The sequence below is a fragment of the Psychromonas sp. SA13A genome, assembly GCF_011378715.1.
In the GTDB taxonomy this organism is placed as follows: Bacteria; Pseudomonadota; Gammaproteobacteria; order Enterobacterales; family Psychromonadaceae; genus Psychromonas.
Map to the genome: position 1 here is coordinate 250,742 of NZ_WTKU01000001.1, position 18,964 is coordinate 269,705.

Genomic DNA, 18,964 nt, shown 5'->3' on the forward strand with positions numbered 1-18,964 from the left:
TAAAATTTAAAAAATAAATAAAAAACATTAAATATCAATAGTTAATAATAAATTTTGCATTTCAAAATTAAATGAACTATTTATTTCATTAATTTAACTTTTTGAAATAATATATTCATAAATTAGGTGTGTAGGCTAACAGCCCCTATAATTAACCTTTCGATTATGTCGTCAACATTAATAAAGTGAAATAAAGGGAAGTAACATGACCGTAGCTACTAATATCGCACAATTACAACAGCAGATTCGTACTCGCTATGGTGATTTAAGCAAACGATTACAACAAGTTGCTTCTTATGTATTAGACAATAACAACAGCTTAGCTTTTGATACGATTGCCGTCATCGCGACCCAAGCCGATGTTCCTCCTTCAACTTTGATCCGTTTTGCAAAAGCCTTTGGGTTTAGTGGGTTCAATGAAGTAAAACAATTATTTAGACGAGATTTAATTGAAGAAACAAGTAATTATACGGATCGTGCTAGGCTGCTAAAAGAACACGAACCTTTGCAAACAGAGCGCGGTAAACCGCTACATATCTTACAACAGTTTGCACTGGTCAATTCACAGGCAATGCATCAACTTGCAGCTCAAACATCACAGCAACAGTTAGAAATGGCCGTCGACATATTAAATAAAGCTGACAATATTTATATTGTTGGTTTAAGGCGCTCATTCAGTATCGCTACTTACTTAACCTATGCATTACGTCATGCGCAACGCCGCGCATTTTTAATTGATGGGTTGGGGGGAATGTTTAACGAGCAGTTATCAATGCTTGGTGTAAACGATCTTGTGTTATCAATTAGCTTCAGTCCCTATGCACAGGAAACAATCACGCTAAGTGAAGCTGCCTCAAAGGCCGGCGCTAAACAAATCATTATTACCGATAGTCAAACTAGCCCACTCATGCCGTACAGTGATGTTTGCTTTATTATTAATGAAGGTAAAGTCGATACGTTCAGGTCTCAGTCTGCATCACTATGTTTAGTGCAATCGTTAGCCGTTGCATTAGCGTTTAATGATGATGAATAAAGTAAACGATTAGCCTCGACCGCAAGCCATTCGAATTCTTGCTGCAGGTATCGATAACTGCTCTAACAAATAAACTTTAAAGGCCGCTTCATAGGGTTGTTGATCAATCGCTTTTTCCATACATAAAAGCCAAGCATTACTTTCTTCTATGCCAACAGATAAATGCTGATGCGCCGCCGGAATATTAATGCTGCCATAATTTTCAGCATATAATTTAGGGCCACCCAACCAACCCGACAAAAAGTATGCGAGCTTTTTCTTTGACTCAAAAAGGTCGCTACTGTGCATCGCTCTTACTTTTTTTGCTTCAGGAAAGTTATCCATATTGATGTAAAAATCATCAACCAGTTTAGAAATACCTGCTAACTTCCCTGCCATAGTGTACGAGTTATCACCTACACCATATTCCATACTAGAATTAATCATAAACTGAAACCTATTAAGCTACTTAGTATTAATATATGGCTGATAATAACCTACTTTAACGCTGATTTGATTATCCACCCTCGCCTTTATTGATCCAATAATAAATTGTTGGTTAATCGCGTAACAATTAATACACCCAACCAAAACATCTCCCCTGCTCTATTGATAGCTATTTATGGAGCGCTTTCTCTTATGCTGTTTCTGAATCAGCTTCGCCCTATTGCAGTGCATCGATTGCATCACTTGCACCAACACGGAAAGACATAAGCGAATAAAATATTTATCTCAAACAAAAAACAAACATAAGCAACTGTTTTTATTGAAATTAAAAAATATAACGTGAGTGGCACAATCGTTGCAAAATAAAAACAAAGAGTTCCGATCGTTTCATTTAAATAAAATATGGAGATACAATATGAAATTTTTAAAGGTTTTATCTAGCTTAGTTTTATCCACCTCTTTACTGTTTTCAGCACAAGCAGTACAGGCAGATAAATTAGCAGATATTAAACAATCGTCAGTACTTAGAGTGGCAGTGCCCCAAGATTTCCCTCCTTTTGGCTCTGTTGGAACAGATTTACAGCCACAGGGTTACGATATTGATATGGCTAAGTACCTTGCCAAAGAATTAAACGTAAAGCTGGAATTAATCCCCGTTACAAGTGCAAACCGTATCCCTTATTTACAAACCGGTAAAGTTGACCTCGTTATTTCAAGCATGGGCAAAAACCCTGCACGTGAAAAAGTGGTCGATTTCAGTGAAGCTTACGCACCCTTTTTCCTAGGTGTCTTTGGAACCGCTGACGAGCAAGTTAGCAGTGCAGAAGATCTTGCTGGTAAAACAATTGGTGTAACACGTGGTTCAGTAGAAGATCTTGAGTTAAGTAAGTTAACTCCTAAAGACACAGTCATTAAACGATTTGAAGATAATAACAGTACTTTGTCTGCTTTTTTATCTGGCCAAGTTAGCTTAATCGCAACCGGTAATTTAGTCGTCACTGAAATTGCAACTCGTTACCCAGACAAAGCCCCACAAACTAAGTTTTTATTACAAAACTCTCCTTGTTATGTCGGTGTTATGAAAGGTGAACAAGCGTTACTTGATAGCGTTAACAGTTTAATTAAAGCCGCTAAGCAAAATGACGTATTAGAAGGACTTTCACAAAAATGGTTAAAAGCGCCGTTCCCTGCAGACCTTAAGTCATAAGTTGGAATAAAGACGATGAGCTATCAACTGGATTTTGCAGGTTTAGTTCCTTACCTGCCGCAATTTGCGGCAGGTTTATGGGCCACTATAGAACTCACTGTTATCTCAACACTAGGAGGGTTGTTATTAGGTACTCTTTGCGCACAGGGTCGAATCAGTAAAGATGCATGGTTACGAAGAAGTTGTTCCTGCTATATCGAAATCATTCGTAACACTCCGTTTATTGTGCAGTTATTTTTTATATTTTTTGGTTTACCTGCCTTAGGGCTCAAGCTTTCAGCTTGGCAAGCCGGCATGTTCGCGATGATCATTAATCTAGGCGCTTATAGTGCAGAAATAATTCGAGCAGGTATTGATGCAGCGCCAAAGGGACAATGGGAAGCAGGCCAAACACTTGGTTTAACAAGACGTCAGGTTTTTTGGCATATCATTTTACTACCAGCTTACCAACGTGTTTATCCAGCGTTAGTCAGCCAATGTATTATCGTCATGCTTGGCTCAGCCGTGGTCTCGCAAATATCCGTTGAGGAATTAACCTTTTCAGCCAACTTTGTGCAATCACGTAGTTTTTTAAGTTTTGAATCTTACATGGTAGCCGCATTAGTTTATTTACTCTTAGCAATATTAATGCGTCAGACGTTTGCATTAATAAAGCGTTTCGCTTTTAAAAACCCGTCTCTGTAGGAGGACTTTAAAATGGTACAGTTTACTGATTGGGATATTTTAAAAAACCTACTACTGGCAGCTCGTTGGACAATTTTATTGTCATTATTAGCGTTTGCAGGTGGTGGTCTATTTGGTTTGATACTAACCCTATTGCGCAGTATGCGTAGCAAAATCACCACTCGAATTATTCAAACTTACGTAGAAATATTCCAAGGTATTCCATTGCTGATGCAATTGTTTTTAACCTTCTTTGGCTTATCGTTAATTGGTATTGAAGTGGACGCTTGGTCTGCCGCAGTAATTTCTTTAACCCTGTTTAGTAGTGCCTTTTTTCATGACATTTGGCGAGGTTGTATCGAAGCGTTACCAAAAGGTCAGTGGGAAGCCTGTCGTACACTAGGTTTAACTTATTTACAAACCATGCGTTACGTTATTGTGCCGCAAGCGATGCGCATGTCGATCGCACCTACCGTCGGCTTTTCTGTACAAATAGTTAAAGGTACAGCGCTCGCATCTGTTATTGGTTTTGTTGAGTTAACTAAAGCTGGCACCATGATCAATAATGCCGTTTTTGAACCCTTTAAAGTCTTTGCACTAGTTGCAGTATTGTACTTTCTTATCTGTTTTCCACTTTCTGTTTTAGCTCGCCATTTGGAGAAAAAAAATCATGTCGCTCGTTAGCCTAGATCAAGTCCATAAATACTATGGCGAAAACCACGTATTAAAAGGTGTTGACCTTAAGGTCGAGGCTGGTGAAGTAGTTTCTATCATTGGTCGCAGTGGTTCAGGTAAAAGCACCCTTCTACGTTGTATGAATGGTTTAGAAGAATACCAAAAAGGTGCGGTTATTGTTGATAATCAGTCGGTTGAAAATGATGATTACAAACTACGTTTATTAAGTCGTAGTGTGGGAATGGTATTTCAAAACTTTAATCTTTTTCCACATATGACGGTAGGTGAGAACGTCATGCTAGCGACTAAGCTAGTCATGAAAAAGTCTTCTGCGGAAAGTGAAATGTTAGCTAAAGAACTATTAGAGAAAGTTGGACTAGCAGATAAATTCTCAGCTTATCCTGGTAATTTATCTGGAGGTCAACAACAGCGTGTTGCTATTGCGCGATCACTGGCTATGTCACCTAAAGTTTTATTATGTGATGAGATAACCTCTGCATTAGATCCAGAGCTAGTAGGTGAAGTACTAAAAGTATTAGAAAAACTTAAACAAGAAGGTATGACATTAATACTGGTGACACATGAAATGAACTTTGCACGCGATGTTGGCGATAGAGTGGTATTTATGAATCAAGGCCGAGTATGGGAGACAGGTCAAAGTGATGAAGTATTTTCTAACCCACAAACCGAAGAATTACAAAGTTTTCTTGCGGCTGTGAGATGATAGAAAGCTATTTTTACTGCCTATATTAGCCTACAAGGAAGAGTAGATGACCAGCAACAGTCACTCATTGATTGAGCGTATTACTAAACATTACCCAGACTTGACGCCAAATAGTCGTCGCTTAGCCGACTATTTACTGCTGAACCCTGAGAAAGTCCTGATCATGTCAACAAATGACATTGCAGAGGTGTGTTCTGTTTCTAAAACCAGTGTCAGTCGTTTTATTCGTCGCTTAGGCTATGCGGATCATCTTTCTCTACGTAATGAGTTATTAGCAGTACGCGAAAGAGGCCAACCGGTATTAACAAGTGCATTAGATAACTGCGATTTTCACCAAGAGATTCAAGCTTTAGAGCGCTTACGGGAGCAACTTAAAAGCGTTGATATGAAAGCGATTATTAAACATCTTGCTGAAGCGAAACGTATTAAAATTATTGGTTATCGCAACAGTTACCCTCTGGCGCTTCACTTTAGACAACAGCTGATGCAATGCCGCAGTCATGTAGAACTGCTTCCTTTACCAGGGCAAACTATCGGTGAAGATTTAGCTGCAATTGAAGAAGACGATTTTGTGATTGTGATAGGTATTCGCCGTCGAGTAAGTCATTTTTCAAAAATAATTGAGCAGTTGCAAACACATCAATGTTTATTGATCACGGATCAATCTGGGCAAAAATACGTACAAAGTACCACCCATTCACTGATTTGCCATATGAATAATGAAACGCCTTTAGATAGCTATGCGGTTCCCATGAGTTTAATTTCTCATTTGGTTAATAACACCTATCAATTATTAAATGGTGAAGCGACCAAAGTAAGCAGTAAAATAAGTGTTAATTATTCCAAGCTCAATGAGTTAGAGTAAATATTAAATTAAATAATCAGCCGTAAGAGTAATAATTAAATGATAAATGTTATAAATAAACTTAAAAAAGAGTGGTTTTTAGTGGGCATGGTGATCGCCATTGCGTTAGCTACAATAACCGCTGAACTTGGTAAATCAGGAGGATTAATTCATCTTGATAAACTTACCGGTATCGGTGTTGCGATTGTCTTCTTTTTACATGGTTTAGGGCTTTCCCCTTCTGCGATTAAAGCCGGTGTCAGCAACTGGCGTATGCACATCTACATTCAAGCTGCGACGTTTATTGCTTATCCTCTACTTTGGATCATTTTTGGTGATCTATTGCTAGCTTATATGCCAGCAGCATTAGCATTTGGTTTCTGCTACTTATTCGTTTTGCCAAGCACTATCTCTTCTTCAGTGGCGATGACCAGTGTTGGTAAAGGTAATGTTCCGGGGGCAATTTTTAATGCCTCATTATCTAGTATTCTAGGCATTGTGATCACGCCTCTTTTAATCCAAGCATTCATGGGTTTTGAAGGTGTTGAACTTGATTTAGTCGCTTCTATTACCTCGATTGCTAAGTTACTGTTATTACCAATGATCCTAGGGCAATTAGCGAGACCTTTTTTATTAAAATTTGCGGAAAGACATAAATCAGTAGTGAGTAAGGTTGATAAATACGTCATTTTATTAATCGTTTATAACGCTTTTTGTGACTCTGTTGCGAACGGCATTTGGAGTTCATTCTCAATGCAAATGTTGATCACCTCGATTGCCATTTGTGCAGTGGTATTACTGTGTATGGTTCACCTTATTCAATGGGGAGCTCGCCGTTGTCAATTTCAATTAGCCGATGAAGTAGCGGCGGTATTTTGTGGCACTAAAAAAACACTCGCAGCGGGTATTCCGATGGCGACCGTTATTTTTGGCAGTAATCCCGACTTAGGCATGATCCTATTACCTATCATGCTGTATCACCCGATTCAGATTTTCTACTGCGCAATACTAGCTAGCCGTTATGCCACTCAAAGTGAACAAGTTAAGACGGCCTCTTCACATTAAGTGTTAAGTAGCTTTAAAGATAACAGTAGTAAAAAATAGTGACAAAAAAACAAGGTTAAATAAAGCAGCCTTAAACAGGGAGTACGTTAAACATGGATCACCTAATAACTAAAGACGCAAGTGTGTACTGTACACAAGGGCCCGATAATTTAGCGGCAACTGCTGACGGTGAGCTAAGTGGTTTAACCTTCGTGTTTAAAGACCTATTCGATGTCCAAGGTTATGTCACAGGAGCAGGTAATCCGGCGTGGTTAGCAAGCCATCAACCAGCGCAGCAAAGTGCGAGTTTAATTGAGCGCTTGTTAGCCAATGGTGCAAGCTGCGTCGGCCGCGTTCAAACCGATGAGCTTGCTTACAGTTTAAACGGGCAAAATATCCACTATGGTACGCCCGTTAATCCGCTTGCGCCAAACTGCTTACCGGGAGGATCTTCAAGTGGTAGTGCAGTGGCCGTTGCAAAGGGTGAAGCTGATTTCTCAATCGGCACAGATACTGGCGGTTCAGTGCGCGTTCCTGCCAGTTATTGTGGTCTATTTGGTTTACGCCCAACACTTGGGAAAGTGAGCTTAGATAATGCTTTTCAATTATCAAAAAGCTTTGATACCGCAGGCATTTTCAGCCAAGACTTAAACAAACTAGCGAATGTTTTTTCATTATTAGGTGCTTCAACACAACCGGTAACTGATCCCCAAAAACCGGCAATTACTTTAAAAAAACAAGGACAAGTTGCACAAAATTTGTATCTAGATAAAACATTACAGCAACAATTCAGTGCCCAAAGGTTGAGTGTATTAAGCCGTTGGTGCCAACAAGCTAATATCACACTGCTAAGCTGTGATCTATTAGCCGACACAGAGCAAACTCTTGATAAGCTGAGTCTATTATTCCGCACTATTCAAGGTTTTGAAATAATTGAGGAGCACGAGGCTTGGTTAACAAAACACGGTGACGCCTTAGATCCTTCAATTCTACAACGTGTGATTTGGGCACGTACTATTACGCCCGAACAATATCGTGAAGCTAAAGTACAACAGCATAATTTTAAACAACAATTACTTAGCCAGTTTAATGATATGCAAGGTTTATGGGTGATACCAACCACTCCATCAGGCCCACCAGCGCTGACTATGGCAGGTGAAGCACTAGCTGAATATCGGTCGCAATTAATGGGATTAACCAGCATTGCAGGTTTAGCCGGTTTTCCACAGTTACATCTACCGATACAAAACTTACAAGAAGGACCCTGCGGATTTTCATTGATGGGTATCGATAACCAGGAAGCGGATCTGATCAAAACGGGTCTTAGCTTATGGCAAGGAGAGCAATAACGATGACATTTCAAACTTCATTTACCGCACCACATTACAAAGCAGCACAAGCCGGACAAGCAGTATTAGATGCCGGCGGAACGGCTAGCGAAGCAATGGTGGCAGCGGCGGCGATGGTGTCAGTGCAATATCCACACATGAATAGTATTGGTGGAGATGGTTTCTGGTTAATTTGTAAAGCAGGGGAAAAACCGGTCGCAATTGATGCCTGCGGTGGTGCAGCGCTAAATATTGATGTGGAAAGTTACCGACAGCAAGCGGATGAATTACCAGAAAGTGGTGGTAAATCAGCAATAACCATGGCGGGTACGGTTGCAGGTTGGCAACAAGCTCTTAAGTTAGATAGCAGTGGGCTCAATGGTAAAGCGATGCCTTTAAATAGGCTACTTAAACCTGCTATTGATGCCGCTGAACAAGGAATTGAAATCACCCAAAGTTTGGTTGATGCCAGTGAAAAAACGCTGTCTCGTTTAAGTCATTTAGCTAATTTTGCAGCGCGTTTTTTGGATCAAGATGAAGTCTTAAAAGTAGGTGAAAGCCTCATTAATCAACCATTGGCAGATACCTTTAAACATTTAGCTGAGAAGGGTTTAGATGACTTTTATCGAGGTGAGCTTGCCAAACAAATGGCGGATGAACTTGCTGATGCCGGCAGCCCGTTAACGTTGAATGATTTTAACCAGTACCAAGCCACGGTATCAACGCCGTTAACGGTGGATATCTCTAAGGGTAGTTTATATAACTTAGATGCACCCACTCAAGGTTTAGCGTCATTATTAATCTTAGCAATTTACGACCGTTTAGTGGATCAAGTGACCTCTGAAGTTGAACATATTCATCTGTTAGTAGAAGCAACTAAACAAGCCTTTATCATTCGCGATCAGCAAATCACCGATCCCGCGTACCTAGATGTACCTTTGCAGCAATTATTAAATGACGATGTGATAAAAAAATGTGCAGCTAATATCTCTTTTGAACAAGCATTACCTTGGCCACATGTCGCAAAACCCGGTGATACAGTATGGATGGGAGCATCGGATCAATACGGCACCATGGTCAGTTTTATTCAAAGTATTTACTGGGAGTTTGGTTCAGGCGTAGTACTACCAAGCAGTGGTATTACATGGAATATTCGCGGTAAAAGTTTCAGCCTTGACGCAAATCATCACAACGTACTTGCTGCAGGTAAAAAACCATTCCATACCTTAAATCCAGCCTATGCAGAGCTCAAGGATGGACGTCGTTTTGTTTACGGTTCAATGGGCGGTGAAGGACAACCACAAACGCAAGCTTGTTTATTTAGCCGCCACCTTTATCAAGGCATAAGTTTAGCGGCTTCAGTTTCAAAACCTCGTTGGTTGCTAGGGAGAACTTGGGGTGACAGCAGCAATAACTTACGAGTAGAAAATCAACTTTACAAACAACACGGTGCCACCTTAAGAGCGCTGGGTCACGATATAACAATAGTGGCTGATAATAATGAATTAATGGGGCACGCAGGTGCCATTATGCTCGATAAAAACGGGAAAGCAGCAGCAACTAGCGATCCTCGTAGTGATGGGCAAAGTTTACTTGGAGAAAAAAATGACCACTAAATCCCTATTTGAAACACTTAACCCGCCAGTTCGTTTATTAATGGGGCCGGGACCAATCAATGCGTATCCACGTGTTCATCAAGCTATTTCTAGTGCATTAATCGGTCAATACGATCCGGTCATGACAGGTTACATGAATCAAGTGCAATCCCTATACCGTGGTGTGCTTGAAACCGAAAACCAACAAACGATGTTAGTTGATGGTACTGCACGTGCAGGTATCGAAGCGGTATTGGTTTCCATTTTACAACCTGGCGATAAAGTATTAATTCCAGTGATTGGCCGCTTTGGACACTTATTGTGTGAAATTGCACAGCGTGTTGGTGCCGTTGTTAAAACCATCGATATTGAATGGGGTGAAGTTTGCCCGCCAGAATTAGTAGAACAAGCAATTAAAGAGTTCCAACCGAAACTATTAGCAACGGTACAAGGTGATACCTCTACCACCATGAATCAACCGCTTGCTGAAATAGGTGAAATTTGTCAACGCCATGGCGTTTTATTCTACTGTGATGCAACTGCCTCTATTGCAGGCAATGAACTGAAGATGGATGAGTGGCACTTAGATGCAGTTTCAGTTGGTCTACAAAAATGTTTAGGTGGTCCATCGGGTAGCGCACCTATTAGCCTAAGCGACCAATGTGCAGAAGTTATCAACCGTCGTAAACACGTTGAAGCAGGGATTAAAGCAGACCATCATACTGCCGGTACCGATATTAGAATTCAGTCTAACTATTTTGATTTAGCCATGGTAATGGATTATTGGGGGCCAGAACGTTTAAACCACCATACCGAAGCCACCAGCATGTTATATGCAGCACGAGAATGTGCGCGTATTTACCTTGAAGAAGGCAGTGAAAATGTTATTGCTCGTCATAAACAAGCTGGTGATGCAATGGCAATGGGTTTGAAAGCAATGGGATTAACATTGTTCGGTAATCAACAATTTAAAATGAATAACGTGGTCGGTGTTTATATTCCAGATGGCATTGACGGTGACAAAGTACGACAAGAGTTATTGTTATGTTTTGGCATTGAAATTGGTACTTCCTTTGGCCCTCTACATGGCAAGATCTGGCGCATTGGAACGATGGGCTTTAACGCTCGCCAAGAGTGTGTGTTAACAACATTAGCGGCACTAGAGTCGATCTTATTAAAATACAAAGCTGGCATTCAGCCTGGTCAAGCAGTCACTACTGCAATGCAGTATTACACTGTTTAAAAGGAGCCTTTATGTCCCAGACTACAACAAATGACGGTGCGCAAAAAATCATGCAATGGGCGGATCACCTCGCCACATTCACGGCCATGCAAGGCGGTTTGCTTCGTGCTTATTTAACAGCAGAGCATAAACTAGCGCATCAACAAATTGAACAGTGGATGCAACAAGCTGGCCTACAAACTTGGGAAGATAGTGTCGGAAACCAATGGGGACGTAAGCTATCTGCTAATCCAACATTACCCACTGTATTAATAGGTTCTCACAGCGATACCGTAGCCAATGCGGGTAAATATGATGGTAACTTAGGTGTGCTACTTGCAATTGAAGCAATGACGCAATTAATGGATCAAGAATTGCCCTTTCATGTTGATATTGTAGCCTTTGCAGATGAAGAAGGTACACGATTCAATACTACCCTGATTGGATCTAGTGCAACTGCCGGCTGCTTTAAGCCAGAATGGTTAGCCATCACTGATAACCAAGGCATTAGCATGGCACAAGCGATGACTGATTTTGGTTTAGATCCGATGCGAGCAGGCCAAGATAAACGCAATGCCGATGATATCTTAGCGTATTTAGAAGTACATATTGAGCAAGGTCCGGTACTAGAAGATCTCAATTTACCGGTGGGAGTTGTAACTGGTATTGCCGGTGCAAAACGCTATCAATTCAAACTTAAAGGCATGGCTGGTCATGCTGGCACAGTACCCTTAGCATTACGTAAAGATGCTATGTCAGGTGCCGCACAAATGATTGGTATGATTGAGCAATTTGCCTTTGACCATGGCATTGTCGCTACCGTTGGACGCTGCGATGTGTTTCCTGGTGCAGTGAATGTGATTGCAGGTGAAGTACATTTCACCGTCGATATTCGCAGTCAATCTCAGTCAACTTTAGAGAGTTGTTGTGAAAAGCTATTACAGAATTTAACTGATATTGCCGACAAACGTCAACTGACCTTAACACATGAAAAACTTTACCAAGCAGAAGCAGTTTTATGCAGTGATGATCTACAACAAAAATGGGGTGAAGTGGTTGAAAAGCATACTCAAAAAACACCTTGTTTTCTATCAAGTGGTGCAGGTCATGATGCCATGGTGATCACCAATATTGCAGATATCGCCATGTTGTTTGTACGCTGTGAAAAAGGGATTAGTCATAACCCTAGAGAACAGGTGATGGTTTCCGATGTCGCCGTAGCCTTGGATTGTTTAATCGATATGGTTAAAAAACTTGCTGCGTAAGCTTTTTCATTTCTAAATTCGCATAGCAAAAAAAGAGATAAAAAAGAGCACTTAAATACCTTATTTAAGTGCTCTTTTATTAGTCACCTAAAAGGTTAAAACCATCGGCTTTAGCCGGTCAGCTTTAGCTATAATCTCTCTATTCGTGTTAGGAGGTAGTTATGGATTATAGATATGGCAGCCATACAGTTTTTAAAATTCAATACCACTTTGTTTTTGTGACTAAATATAGATATCAAGTATTACAAGGGGATGTTGGTTTAAAAGTAAGAGAATTAGTTCGGCAAACATGTAATGCCTTTGAAATTGAGATTTTAAAAGGCGTTGTGAGTAAGGATCATGTTCATCTTTTAGTTTCAGCGCCACCGAATATGGCGCCCAGTGAAATAATGAGAAGAATTAAAGGGCGTTCATCTGCTAAATTATTTGAAAGTTTCCCGGATCTAAAAAAAAGATATTGGGGTCGTCATTTCTGGGCTAGGGGATATTTTTGTGTCACATCAGGAGATGTTACCGAAGAAATGATTAAGGAATATCTAGAGCACCACTTTGAAGTTAAAGGTGACGACAATTTTAGAACGGAAGGTTAATTCAACGGGTCTTTGACCCGTATCCGGACTTTAGTCCGTAAAACTAACCCACCTACTTTAGTAGGTGGTTGTTGAGTTCAATACAATAACTAAAACTTTAATAAACTCAAATACACTAGTCGATACAAGGATGGTTTGCTATCCAATGTTGTGCAATCTCATCACGTCGTGCAACCCAAACATCATCATGTGACTGTACATAATCTAAAAATTTCTTCAGCGCCATAAAACGACTTGGCTTCCCTATTACTCGGCAATGCAAACCAATAGACATCATTTTAGGTTTGCTGTCACCTTCAGCATATAGACAATCAAAGCTATCTTTTAAATATTGGAAAAACTCTTCACCATGGCTAAAACCATAGGGAGAAGAAAAACGCATGTCGTTGTTATCTAACGTATAAGGAATGACTAAGTGTGGACGAGTTTCCTCTCCATCTTCATCGCTAGGTACTTGCACCCAAAAAGGAAGATCATCACCATAATAATCAGAGTCATACAACATGCCTCTCTGCTCTGCAACCAAACCGCGAGTATTAGGTGAGTCACGCCCTGTATACCATCCTAGTGGACGCGATCCTGTTAGATCTTCGATGATATCCAATGCTTGATGCATATGCTCACGTTCTTCTTCAATCGGCGTATGTTGATAATGAAGCCACTTTAAACCATGACAAGCGATCTCATGACCATCTTCAATAATCGCTTGGGTTACTTCTGGATTACGCTGTAAAGCAGTTGCTACGCCAAAAACAGTTAATGGTAAATCACGTAATTTGAATTCGTTAAGAATACGCCACACACCTGCTCTAGAACCATATTCATATAATGATTCCATACTCATGTGACGCTCTGGATAAGCTTCAGCACCCGCGATTTCAGACAAAAAGGTTTCAGAGTGCGGGTCACCATGCAACACACAATTCTCCCCACCCTCTTCATAGTTGAGCACAAACTGAACCGCTATCTTAGCGCCATTAGGCCAATTTGCATCGGGCACATTATCTCTTCCATAACCGATGTAATCACGAGGATTATTGATACTCATTTATTAACCTTCCTTAGTTTTATTATTTTCTAGATTCGCATAATAAGTTTGCTTTATTTATTAATACCATAGCTTATAAAAATTTATAAGGTCTGGTTTTATTATAAAGACTCTTTTTGCTGTTCGCCGGTCATGATAGTCGGCACCACTGACATACCAACACGTAGTTGGAAATCTGTGCTTTGTGCTTCAGCAATAATAAAACCGGCTGAATATAAGCATCGTTTATAAATTGACTACTCGAATCGAATTTAGGCTTATAAGCTGAAGAGCAACGAAGATAGTTGCCTCACGACTTCCCCACTAGGTGCTGATTCCTCCCACTATTTTAAATATAAGATGTCGTTATAACATTCGATAAGGGCTAACCATTTAAGGAGTAAATACTTATTTTTATACCTGTCGAGGCACATTAACGAAGTTGATTCTTATAAAGATCAATATATTACGCCTTGTATTGAGGTCCGTGTTAGCTATCAATAACGCATCTTTCATTGGTAACGGGTATAGGATGTTATGTAAATATACATTAGCAAGCATAACTAAGATTGTACAAAACCATGGTAACAAGTGAACACTATAAAAAATAAACTTCCAATAACCTGCTCAATTAAAGTGCAACTAGTGCACCAAAAATGTATTAACTGCATTTACTATTTTTCACATTTAAACGGATAAAAACTTTAATTCATTGTTTTTAAATGACTTTATAAAGCCCTCTTTAAGTGGCACGATCGTTGCAAAAATTAACTTACAAGTTCCAATCGTTCCACATAATGCATAGGGAAATACAAGATGAGTGACGCTTCAGAGTTAATTTACGAGCTCGATGATAATCCATCGCGCAAAGAATCTTTTTTTGCAGCCATACAGCATGTATTGGCTAGTTTTATTGGCATCATTACCCCCACCTTAATCATTGGTGGTGTACTTGGTTTAGGTGAGGAGATCCCTTATTTAATATCGATGGCATTAATGGTGTCTGGTGTAGGCACCATCATTCAAGCTAAGAAACCAATGGGTATTGGCGCAGGCATGATCTGTGTGCAAGGCACAAGTTTTGCTTTTTTAAGCTCAGTATTAGCAGCCGGATTTATTGCAAAAGCAAATGGAGGTGGTCCAGATCAGATCTTATCGCTTATTTTTGGTGTTTGTGTTCTAGGTGCCTTTGTAGAGATTGCTGTCAGCCAGTTTTTAGAAAAGCTAAAACGAGTGGTTACTCCTGTGGTTACAGGTACTGTGATCACGGTTATTGGCATTAGTTTAATCAAAGTAGGTTTTACCGATTTAGCCGGTGGACAGTGGTTATTAACCAATAAACCAGAGCTTTTTGCGAGTTTTGATAACTTATTTTTAGGTGTATTAGTGATGGCAAGTATTATTGTTGCACATAAATACGGTAACCAATGGGTGCGTTTATCCTCAATTATCATCGGCATGTTAGTAGGTATGGCTGCTGCGGTATTAATGGGCAAAGTTAATTACAGTGCTATCGGTAATGTAGAGACACTAATTAGCATACCTGTTCCTTTTAAATACGGCTTCTCTTTTGATTTAGCTGCGTTTATTCCTGTTGCGCTTATCTACCTGATTACTGCGATTGAAACATCTGGTGATATTACTGCCAACTGTATGGTATCAAAACAACCTATCAGCGGAGCCTCTTACCTTAAACGTATTAAACAAGGTATCTTAGGCGATGGTGTTAACTCATTAATTGCGGGCATATTTAATACTTTTCCAAATACTACCTTTAGCCAAAACAACGGAGTAATACAATTAACGGGTATTGCTAGCCGCTTCATTGGCGTTTGGATTGGTATGATCTTAATTGTGATGGGTTTGTTTCCTCATATTGGCGCTTTATTTCGTGCAGTTCCTAACTCTGTTTTAGGTGGTGCAACCATTATTATGTTTGCGACCGTTGCTATGGCTGGAGTAAAAATATTAACTCATGTGGAATTAAATAGAAAAAATATGCTCACCTTAGCCGTTTCATTTGGGATGGGATTAGGCGTGTTATTAGTACCGCAAGTGGTTAATACTGTTGCCGCAAATATTGGCGGAGATTTAGGTGCAATAGTAAAAAGTATCTTTGGCTCACCAATCACTGCGAGTGGATTAACAGTTGTATTTTTAACGCTATTTTTAGGTGAATACCCTGAAAAATATAACCCTATTATTCAAGACTTTCCGATTGATGAAGAGATGCCACAACAAGTGAAAAATTAAATTTTCAAAAAAAATAACATAAAAAATTAGCTCACCATTTTTCTTAATGCATACGTTGATGCAATTAATACAGAAATGGTGAGTTTTTCTTTAAATGACGCGGCAAAGTTACCTCCCTGCCAACTACCTTCTACAATAAAGATCATACTATCCTCTACAATAAAGTTCAAAAATTTAAGAAATACCCTCGGTAGTCTGTAGCAATTAATATGAATATTCTCGTTATCGTTCAGGGTACTAAAATCAACATTCGCCAATATAGATCCAAGCTTCGCTTTTCATTTCCTAACTTCATTACTCCATCACCTTGCCACCCCGTCATTTCGATAAATCTAGAATAATAGTTTGACATAAGCTTTAAACCGGAATATATTTCGAACAATCCAGAAATAACGAATAAAGGTAAGTAAATGAGTCCAGAAATATTAACAATGGCCAAAGAGGCCTTAAATATGTTTGCTTTTTTAGCGACAGAATTGATCATTCTTTTTTTAGCAATCAGCTATTTAGTAGGGGTATTACAAGAATTTATTACGCCACAAAAAATTCAATCAATTTTAAGTTCACGTAATGGCAAGGGTTACATTATCGCCGCCCTATTAGGCTCGATTACCCCCTTTTGCTCTTGCTCAACCATCCCTTTTTTAAAAGGCTTACTCAGAGCAAGAGCTGGTTTTGGACCAATGATGGTATTTTTATTCTCTAGTCCTTTACTTAACCCTGTCATTATTGGTCTTTTTGTCATTACTTTTGGCTTTGAAGTCGCCTTATTTTATTTTCTTATCGCTATTATTGTAGCGGTCACTGCTGGCTTTGTATTAGAAAAATTGGGCTTTGAAAGGTATGTAAAACCGGAAGCTTACGAAGCAGTAAAAAGTGATAAACCTTGCAGCAGCGCAAAAAAAGAAACAGCCACAAGTTCTTGCAGTGGCGATAGCGATGACAATAAAAACAGTGATATTGATAATAATAATAATAATAATAACAAAGCAGTGCAGAACAATGCTTGTGCAAGCGCCGCTACCAACACTGTTACCAAAAACACTCAGAAGAATAGTTCCTGTGCAGTAAATGCAGCCGTGACTTCGGACTGCGGCAATAATGTTAAGCCTAAAAAAGAAGATAATCGTTGGTTACGTATTTGGTTATCAACTTGGAAAGATTTCAAGCAAGTTTTTCCTTACTTATTAATTGGTATTTCATTAGGGGCTTTCATTTACGGTTTTATGCCAACAGATTTAATTGCAGAGTACGCAGGGGAAGGCCATTGGTACGCAATTCCTATCGCAGCCGTTATTGGTATCCCACTTTATATTCGAGCTGAAGCAGTTATTCCTTTAAGTGCGGCATTAGTGGCAAAAGGTATGGCGTTAGGCTCTGTGATGGCATTGATTATTGGTAGCGCAGGTGCCAGCTTAACTGAAGTTATCCTGTTAAAATCTATTTTCAAAAACCAAATGATTATTGCTTTTCTTGCGGTGATCTTAGGTATGGCGATGGCTGCCGGTTATCTTTACTCTTTTCTGTTTTAAAATAAAGCAATCAGGTCGTTTATAGTCGGCCTGATTGCCCCACCTTTTAATGACTAATGATTGGCACTCTCTAAGATTTCCAGTAATATCGAAATATATAAAATTTAAAATCTAACCTATTAAATAGAAAAGGTAAAATAATGGATATTGATGTTGTAGCCAAAGCATTAAAAGAGTTAGGTCACCCAACACGTTTGAGTATTTATAAAAGCGTCGTTCGAGCAGGTTATCAAGGTATCGCGGTGGGCAGCTTACAAGAAAAGCTAGCAATACCCGGCTCTACCCTATCGCATCACATATCCAGCTTGCTTTCAGCAGAACTTATCTCGCAACGTCGTGAAGGACGCACACTTTTTTGTGTCGCCGAATATAAAAAACTACAATCAGTCATTGGATTCTTACAAGATGAATGCTGTATTGATGAAAACAGTTGATATGCATGTACCGTTCAAGATATAAAAATTAGCAGTCTATAAGCAACTGACACTGATTTAAAAATAAGAGATTAGCCGAGTTTATTGATAGTTCTAATAAACTCGTTTTTTAATACTCTTATGGACACAACACTTCTAAACCTTTTTCAGCTAAATCCAACTTCGCACTTTCCGGTAAAGACGCATCGGTGATCACTGCATCAATTTTGTCGATATCTAAAGCGTGAAAAGAAGCTATTTTTCCATACTTAGAAGAGTCTGATACCAAATAAACTATTTTTGAGACCTTCGAGATTGCTCGTTTAACAGTTACTTTGTCTTCATTCGGAGTTGATAAGCCTTTCAAGCTCCATGATGAGGTTGAAATAAAAGCCATATCAATATTCATACTCAATAAAAAATCAGCCACTTTAGAGCCCACCGTTGATTGATTTTCTCGATCAATTTTTCCACCGGTATGGTAAATCTCATTTAAAGAATGGGTCATTAAAAAGGTAGCAATAGAGAAGTCATTAGTAATGATGAGTAAATCACTACGTTGAGAGATTTGGTGAGCAATCTCTAATGCGGTAGTACCTGCATCTAAATAAATCGTCGCGCTTCCCGGAATCAGACTCGCAGCCAACTTTCCAATTTGTTCTTTTTGTTCTGAAAACTGCATAATCTTCATTTCACGAGATAATTCACTATGAATTATTTGTGTCAACTGAACCCCACCAGATACAGAATTAACCTTGCCCTGTTTTTCTAATTTATCAATATCTCTACGCACAGTCATATGAGAAACATCTAATAAATCAGCTAGTTCAGTAATGCTAACTACTTCTTGGCTTTTTAAAAGCGTCAGTATTCTTCGTTGTCTTTCAGCTGGGATCATAAGGTCACTATCTAATAACAAAAGGAATAATAATATTAGCAGATAAACACCAACTTGTGAATATCTGTGAATTTATGTGTAGGCAAATAGCCAAAAATCGTAATTACTATTACTTATGGTTATAAATCAATCTACATTCACGTTATTCTGGTAAAAAATGTTCTTTTCATGTTAACCCACACCACTGCATGTTAATAAATGTTACTTAGTGTTAATAAATGTGAT

The 18,964-nt window shown here is 39.2% G+C and carries 18 protein-coding genes; 15 read left to right on the forward strand and 3 right to left on the reverse strand.

Annotation, left to right across the window (positions count from 1 at the left end; translation table 11 throughout):
• The first annotated feature begins 205 nt into the window (after positions 1 to 205).
• A complete protein-coding gene (locus GQR44_RS01115) occupies positions 206 to 1,033 on the forward strand; it encodes a MurR/RpiR family transcriptional regulator (RefSeq protein ID WP_166368380.1) in 828 nt (275 codons plus the stop codon).
• A gap of 9 nt (positions 1,034 to 1,042) precedes the next feature.
• On the opposite strand, the gene GQR44_RS01120 is transcribed toward GQR44_RS01115, so the two are convergent.
• Positions 1,043 to 1,459, reverse strand: coding sequence for a group II truncated hemoglobin (locus tag GQR44_RS01120; RefSeq protein WP_166368382.1), 417 nt, complete (start codon positions 1,457 to 1,459; stop codon positions 1,043 to 1,045).
• 415 nt (positions 1,460 to 1,874) lie between these two features.
• Here GQR44_RS01120 and GQR44_RS01125 point away from each other — a divergent pair, with 415 nt between their 5' ends.
• From GQR44_RS01125 to tnpA, 11 genes are all read left to right on the forward strand, one after another.
• Positions 1,875 to 2,666: a transporter substrate-binding domain-containing protein gene (locus GQR44_RS01125; RefSeq protein WP_166368384.1), complete on the forward strand. Its 792-nt coding sequence runs from the start codon at positions 1,875 to 1,877 to the stop codon at positions 2,664 to 2,666.
• A gap of 15 nt (positions 2,667 to 2,681) precedes the next feature.
• A complete protein-coding gene (locus GQR44_RS01130; protein ID WP_166368386.1) occupies positions 2,682 to 3,350 on the forward strand; it encodes an amino acid ABC transporter permease in 669 nt (222 codons plus the stop codon).
• Positions 3,351 to 3,362: 12 nt separating this feature from the next.
• On the forward strand, positions 3,363 to 4,013 hold the full coding sequence (locus GQR44_RS01135) for an amino acid ABC transporter permease (protein WP_166368388.1): 651 nt from the start codon (positions 3,363 to 3,365) through the stop codon (positions 4,011 to 4,013).
• On the forward strand, positions 4,000 to 4,728 hold the full coding sequence (locus GQR44_RS01140) for an amino acid ABC transporter ATP-binding protein (RefSeq protein ID WP_166368390.1): 729 nt from the start codon (positions 4,000 to 4,002) through the stop codon (positions 4,726 to 4,728). Before GQR44_RS01135 ends, GQR44_RS01140 begins: the two co-directional genes overlap by 14 nt.
• A 46-nt stretch (positions 4,729 to 4,774) precedes the next feature.
• Positions 4,775 to 5,593 carry a MurR/RpiR family transcriptional regulator gene (locus GQR44_RS01145; protein ID WP_166368392.1) on the forward strand — a complete coding sequence of 273 codons (819 nt, stop codon included), beginning with the start codon at positions 4,775 to 4,777 and terminating at the stop codon, positions 5,591 to 5,593.
• A 39-nt stretch (positions 5,594 to 5,632) separates the two neighbouring features.
• Positions 5,633 to 6,637: a bile acid:sodium symporter family protein gene (locus tag GQR44_RS01150; protein WP_205962916.1), complete on the forward strand. Its 1,005-nt coding sequence runs from the start codon at positions 5,633 to 5,635 to the stop codon at positions 6,635 to 6,637.
• Positions 6,638 to 6,729: 92 nt separating this feature from the next.
• Complete coding sequence (locus tag GQR44_RS01155) at positions 6,730 to 7,965, forward strand: amidase (protein WP_205962917.1); 1,236 nt, start codon at positions 6,730 to 6,732, stop codon at positions 7,963 to 7,965.
• A 2-nt stretch (positions 7,966 to 7,967) separates the two neighbouring features.
• Positions 7,968 to 9,560, forward strand: coding sequence for a gamma-glutamyltransferase family protein (locus tag GQR44_RS01160; protein WP_166368394.1), 1,593 nt, complete (start codon positions 7,968 to 7,970; stop codon positions 9,558 to 9,560).
• Entirely contained in the window at positions 9,550 to 10,782 is a 1,233-nt protein-coding gene (locus GQR44_RS01165) for an alanine--glyoxylate aminotransferase family protein (protein WP_166368396.1), read from the forward strand. The genes GQR44_RS01160 and GQR44_RS01165 overlap by 11 nt, the downstream gene beginning before the upstream one ends.
• An 11-nt stretch (positions 10,783 to 10,793) precedes the next feature.
• Positions 10,794 to 12,026, forward strand: a complete 1,233-nt coding sequence (locus tag GQR44_RS01170; RefSeq protein ID WP_166368398.1) for an allantoate amidohydrolase — start codon at positions 10,794 to 10,796, stop codon at positions 12,024 to 12,026.
• 161 nt (positions 12,027 to 12,187) lie between these two features.
• On the forward strand, positions 12,188 to 12,616 hold the full coding sequence (tnpA, locus tag GQR44_RS01175; RefSeq protein WP_166368400.1) for an IS200/IS605 family transposase: 429 nt from the start codon (positions 12,188 to 12,190) through the stop codon (positions 12,614 to 12,616).
• A gap of 115 nt (positions 12,617 to 12,731) precedes the next feature.
• Here tnpA and puuE read toward each other — a convergent pair whose 3' ends face one another.
• Positions 12,732 to 13,664 carry an allantoinase PuuE gene (puuE, locus tag GQR44_RS01180; RefSeq protein ID WP_166368402.1) on the reverse strand — a complete coding sequence of 311 codons (933 nt, stop codon included), beginning with the start codon at positions 13,662 to 13,664 and terminating at the stop codon, positions 12,732 to 12,734.
• 795 nt (positions 13,665 to 14,459) lie between these two features.
• On the opposite strand from puuE, the gene GQR44_RS01185 reads away from it, so the two are divergent.
• The 3 genes from GQR44_RS01185 (at position 14,460) to GQR44_RS01195 (ending at position 17,862) form a co-directional block, all read left to right on the forward strand.
• Positions 14,460 to 15,896, forward strand: a complete 1,437-nt coding sequence (locus tag GQR44_RS01185) for a solute carrier family 23 protein (protein WP_166368404.1) — start codon at positions 14,460 to 14,462, stop codon at positions 15,894 to 15,896.
• Positions 15,897 to 16,306: 410 nt separating this feature from the next.
• Positions 16,307 to 17,428: a permease gene (locus GQR44_RS01190; RefSeq protein WP_166368406.1), complete on the forward strand. Its 1,122-nt coding sequence runs from the start codon at positions 16,307 to 16,309 to the stop codon at positions 17,426 to 17,428.
• A 140-nt stretch (positions 17,429 to 17,568) separates the two neighbouring features.
• Complete coding sequence (locus GQR44_RS01195) at positions 17,569 to 17,862, forward strand: metalloregulator ArsR/SmtB family transcription factor (protein ID WP_166368408.1); 294 nt, start codon at positions 17,569 to 17,571, stop codon at positions 17,860 to 17,862.
• A gap of 118 nt (positions 17,863 to 17,980) precedes the next feature.
• Here the strand turns inward: GQR44_RS01195 and GQR44_RS01200 are convergent, their stop codons facing one another.
• A complete protein-coding gene (locus tag GQR44_RS01200) occupies positions 17,981 to 18,739 on the reverse strand; it encodes a DeoR/GlpR family DNA-binding transcription regulator (protein WP_166368410.1) in 759 nt (252 codons plus the stop codon).
• Between the last annotated feature and the right edge of the window lie 225 nt (positions 18,740 to 18,964).

Excerpts from the sequence above, each read along its gene's own strand:
- GQR44_RS01115 (WP_166368380.1), top strand. The coding sequence starts at position 206 with ATGACCGTAGCTACTAATATCGCACAATTACAACAGCAGATTCGTACT.
- GQR44_RS01120 (WP_166368382.1), bottom strand. The coding sequence starts at position 1,459 with ATGATTAATTCTAGTATGGAATATGGTGTAGGTGATAACTCGTACACT.
- GQR44_RS01125 (WP_166368384.1), top strand. The coding sequence starts at position 1,875 with ATGAAATTTTTAAAGGTTTTATCTAGCTTAGTTTTATCCACCTCTTTA.
- GQR44_RS01130 (WP_166368386.1), top strand. The coding sequence starts at position 2,682 with ATGAGCTATCAACTGGATTTTGCAGGTTTAGTTCCTTACCTGCCGCAA.
- GQR44_RS01135 (WP_166368388.1), top strand. The coding sequence starts at position 3,363 with ATGGTACAGTTTACTGATTGGGATATTTTAAAAAACCTACTACTGGCA.
- GQR44_RS01140 (WP_166368390.1), top strand. The coding sequence starts at position 4,000 with ATGTCGCTCGTTAGCCTAGATCAAGTCCATAAATACTATGGCGAAAAC.
- GQR44_RS01145 (WP_166368392.1), top strand. The coding sequence starts at position 4,775 with ATGACCAGCAACAGTCACTCATTGATTGAGCGTATTACTAAACATTAC.
- GQR44_RS01150 (WP_205962916.1), top strand. The coding sequence starts at position 5,633 with ATGATAAATGTTATAAATAAACTTAAAAAAGAGTGGTTTTTAGTGGGC.
- GQR44_RS01155 (WP_205962917.1), top strand. The coding sequence starts at position 6,730 with ATGGATCACCTAATAACTAAAGACGCAAGTGTGTACTGTACACAAGGG.
- GQR44_RS01160 (WP_166368394.1), top strand. The coding sequence starts at position 7,968 with ATGACATTTCAAACTTCATTTACCGCACCACATTACAAAGCAGCACAA.
- GQR44_RS01165 (WP_166368396.1), top strand. The coding sequence starts at position 9,550 with ATGACCACTAAATCCCTATTTGAAACACTTAACCCGCCAGTTCGTTTA.
- GQR44_RS01170 (WP_166368398.1), top strand. The coding sequence starts at position 10,794 with ATGTCCCAGACTACAACAAATGACGGTGCGCAAAAAATCATGCAATGG.
- tnpA (WP_166368400.1), top strand. The coding sequence starts at position 12,188 with ATGGATTATAGATATGGCAGCCATACAGTTTTTAAAATTCAATACCAC.
- puuE (WP_166368402.1), bottom strand. The coding sequence starts at position 13,664 with ATGAGTATCAATAATCCTCGTGATTACATCGGTTATGGAAGAGATAAT.
- GQR44_RS01185 (WP_166368404.1), top strand. The coding sequence starts at position 14,460 with ATGAGTGACGCTTCAGAGTTAATTTACGAGCTCGATGATAATCCATCG.
- GQR44_RS01190 (WP_166368406.1), top strand. The coding sequence starts at position 16,307 with ATGAGTCCAGAAATATTAACAATGGCCAAAGAGGCCTTAAATATGTTT.
- GQR44_RS01195 (WP_166368408.1), top strand. The coding sequence starts at position 17,569 with ATGGATATTGATGTTGTAGCCAAAGCATTAAAAGAGTTAGGTCACCCA.
- GQR44_RS01200 (WP_166368410.1), bottom strand. The coding sequence starts at position 18,739 with ATGATCCCAGCTGAAAGACAACGAAGAATACTGACGCTTTTAAAAAGC.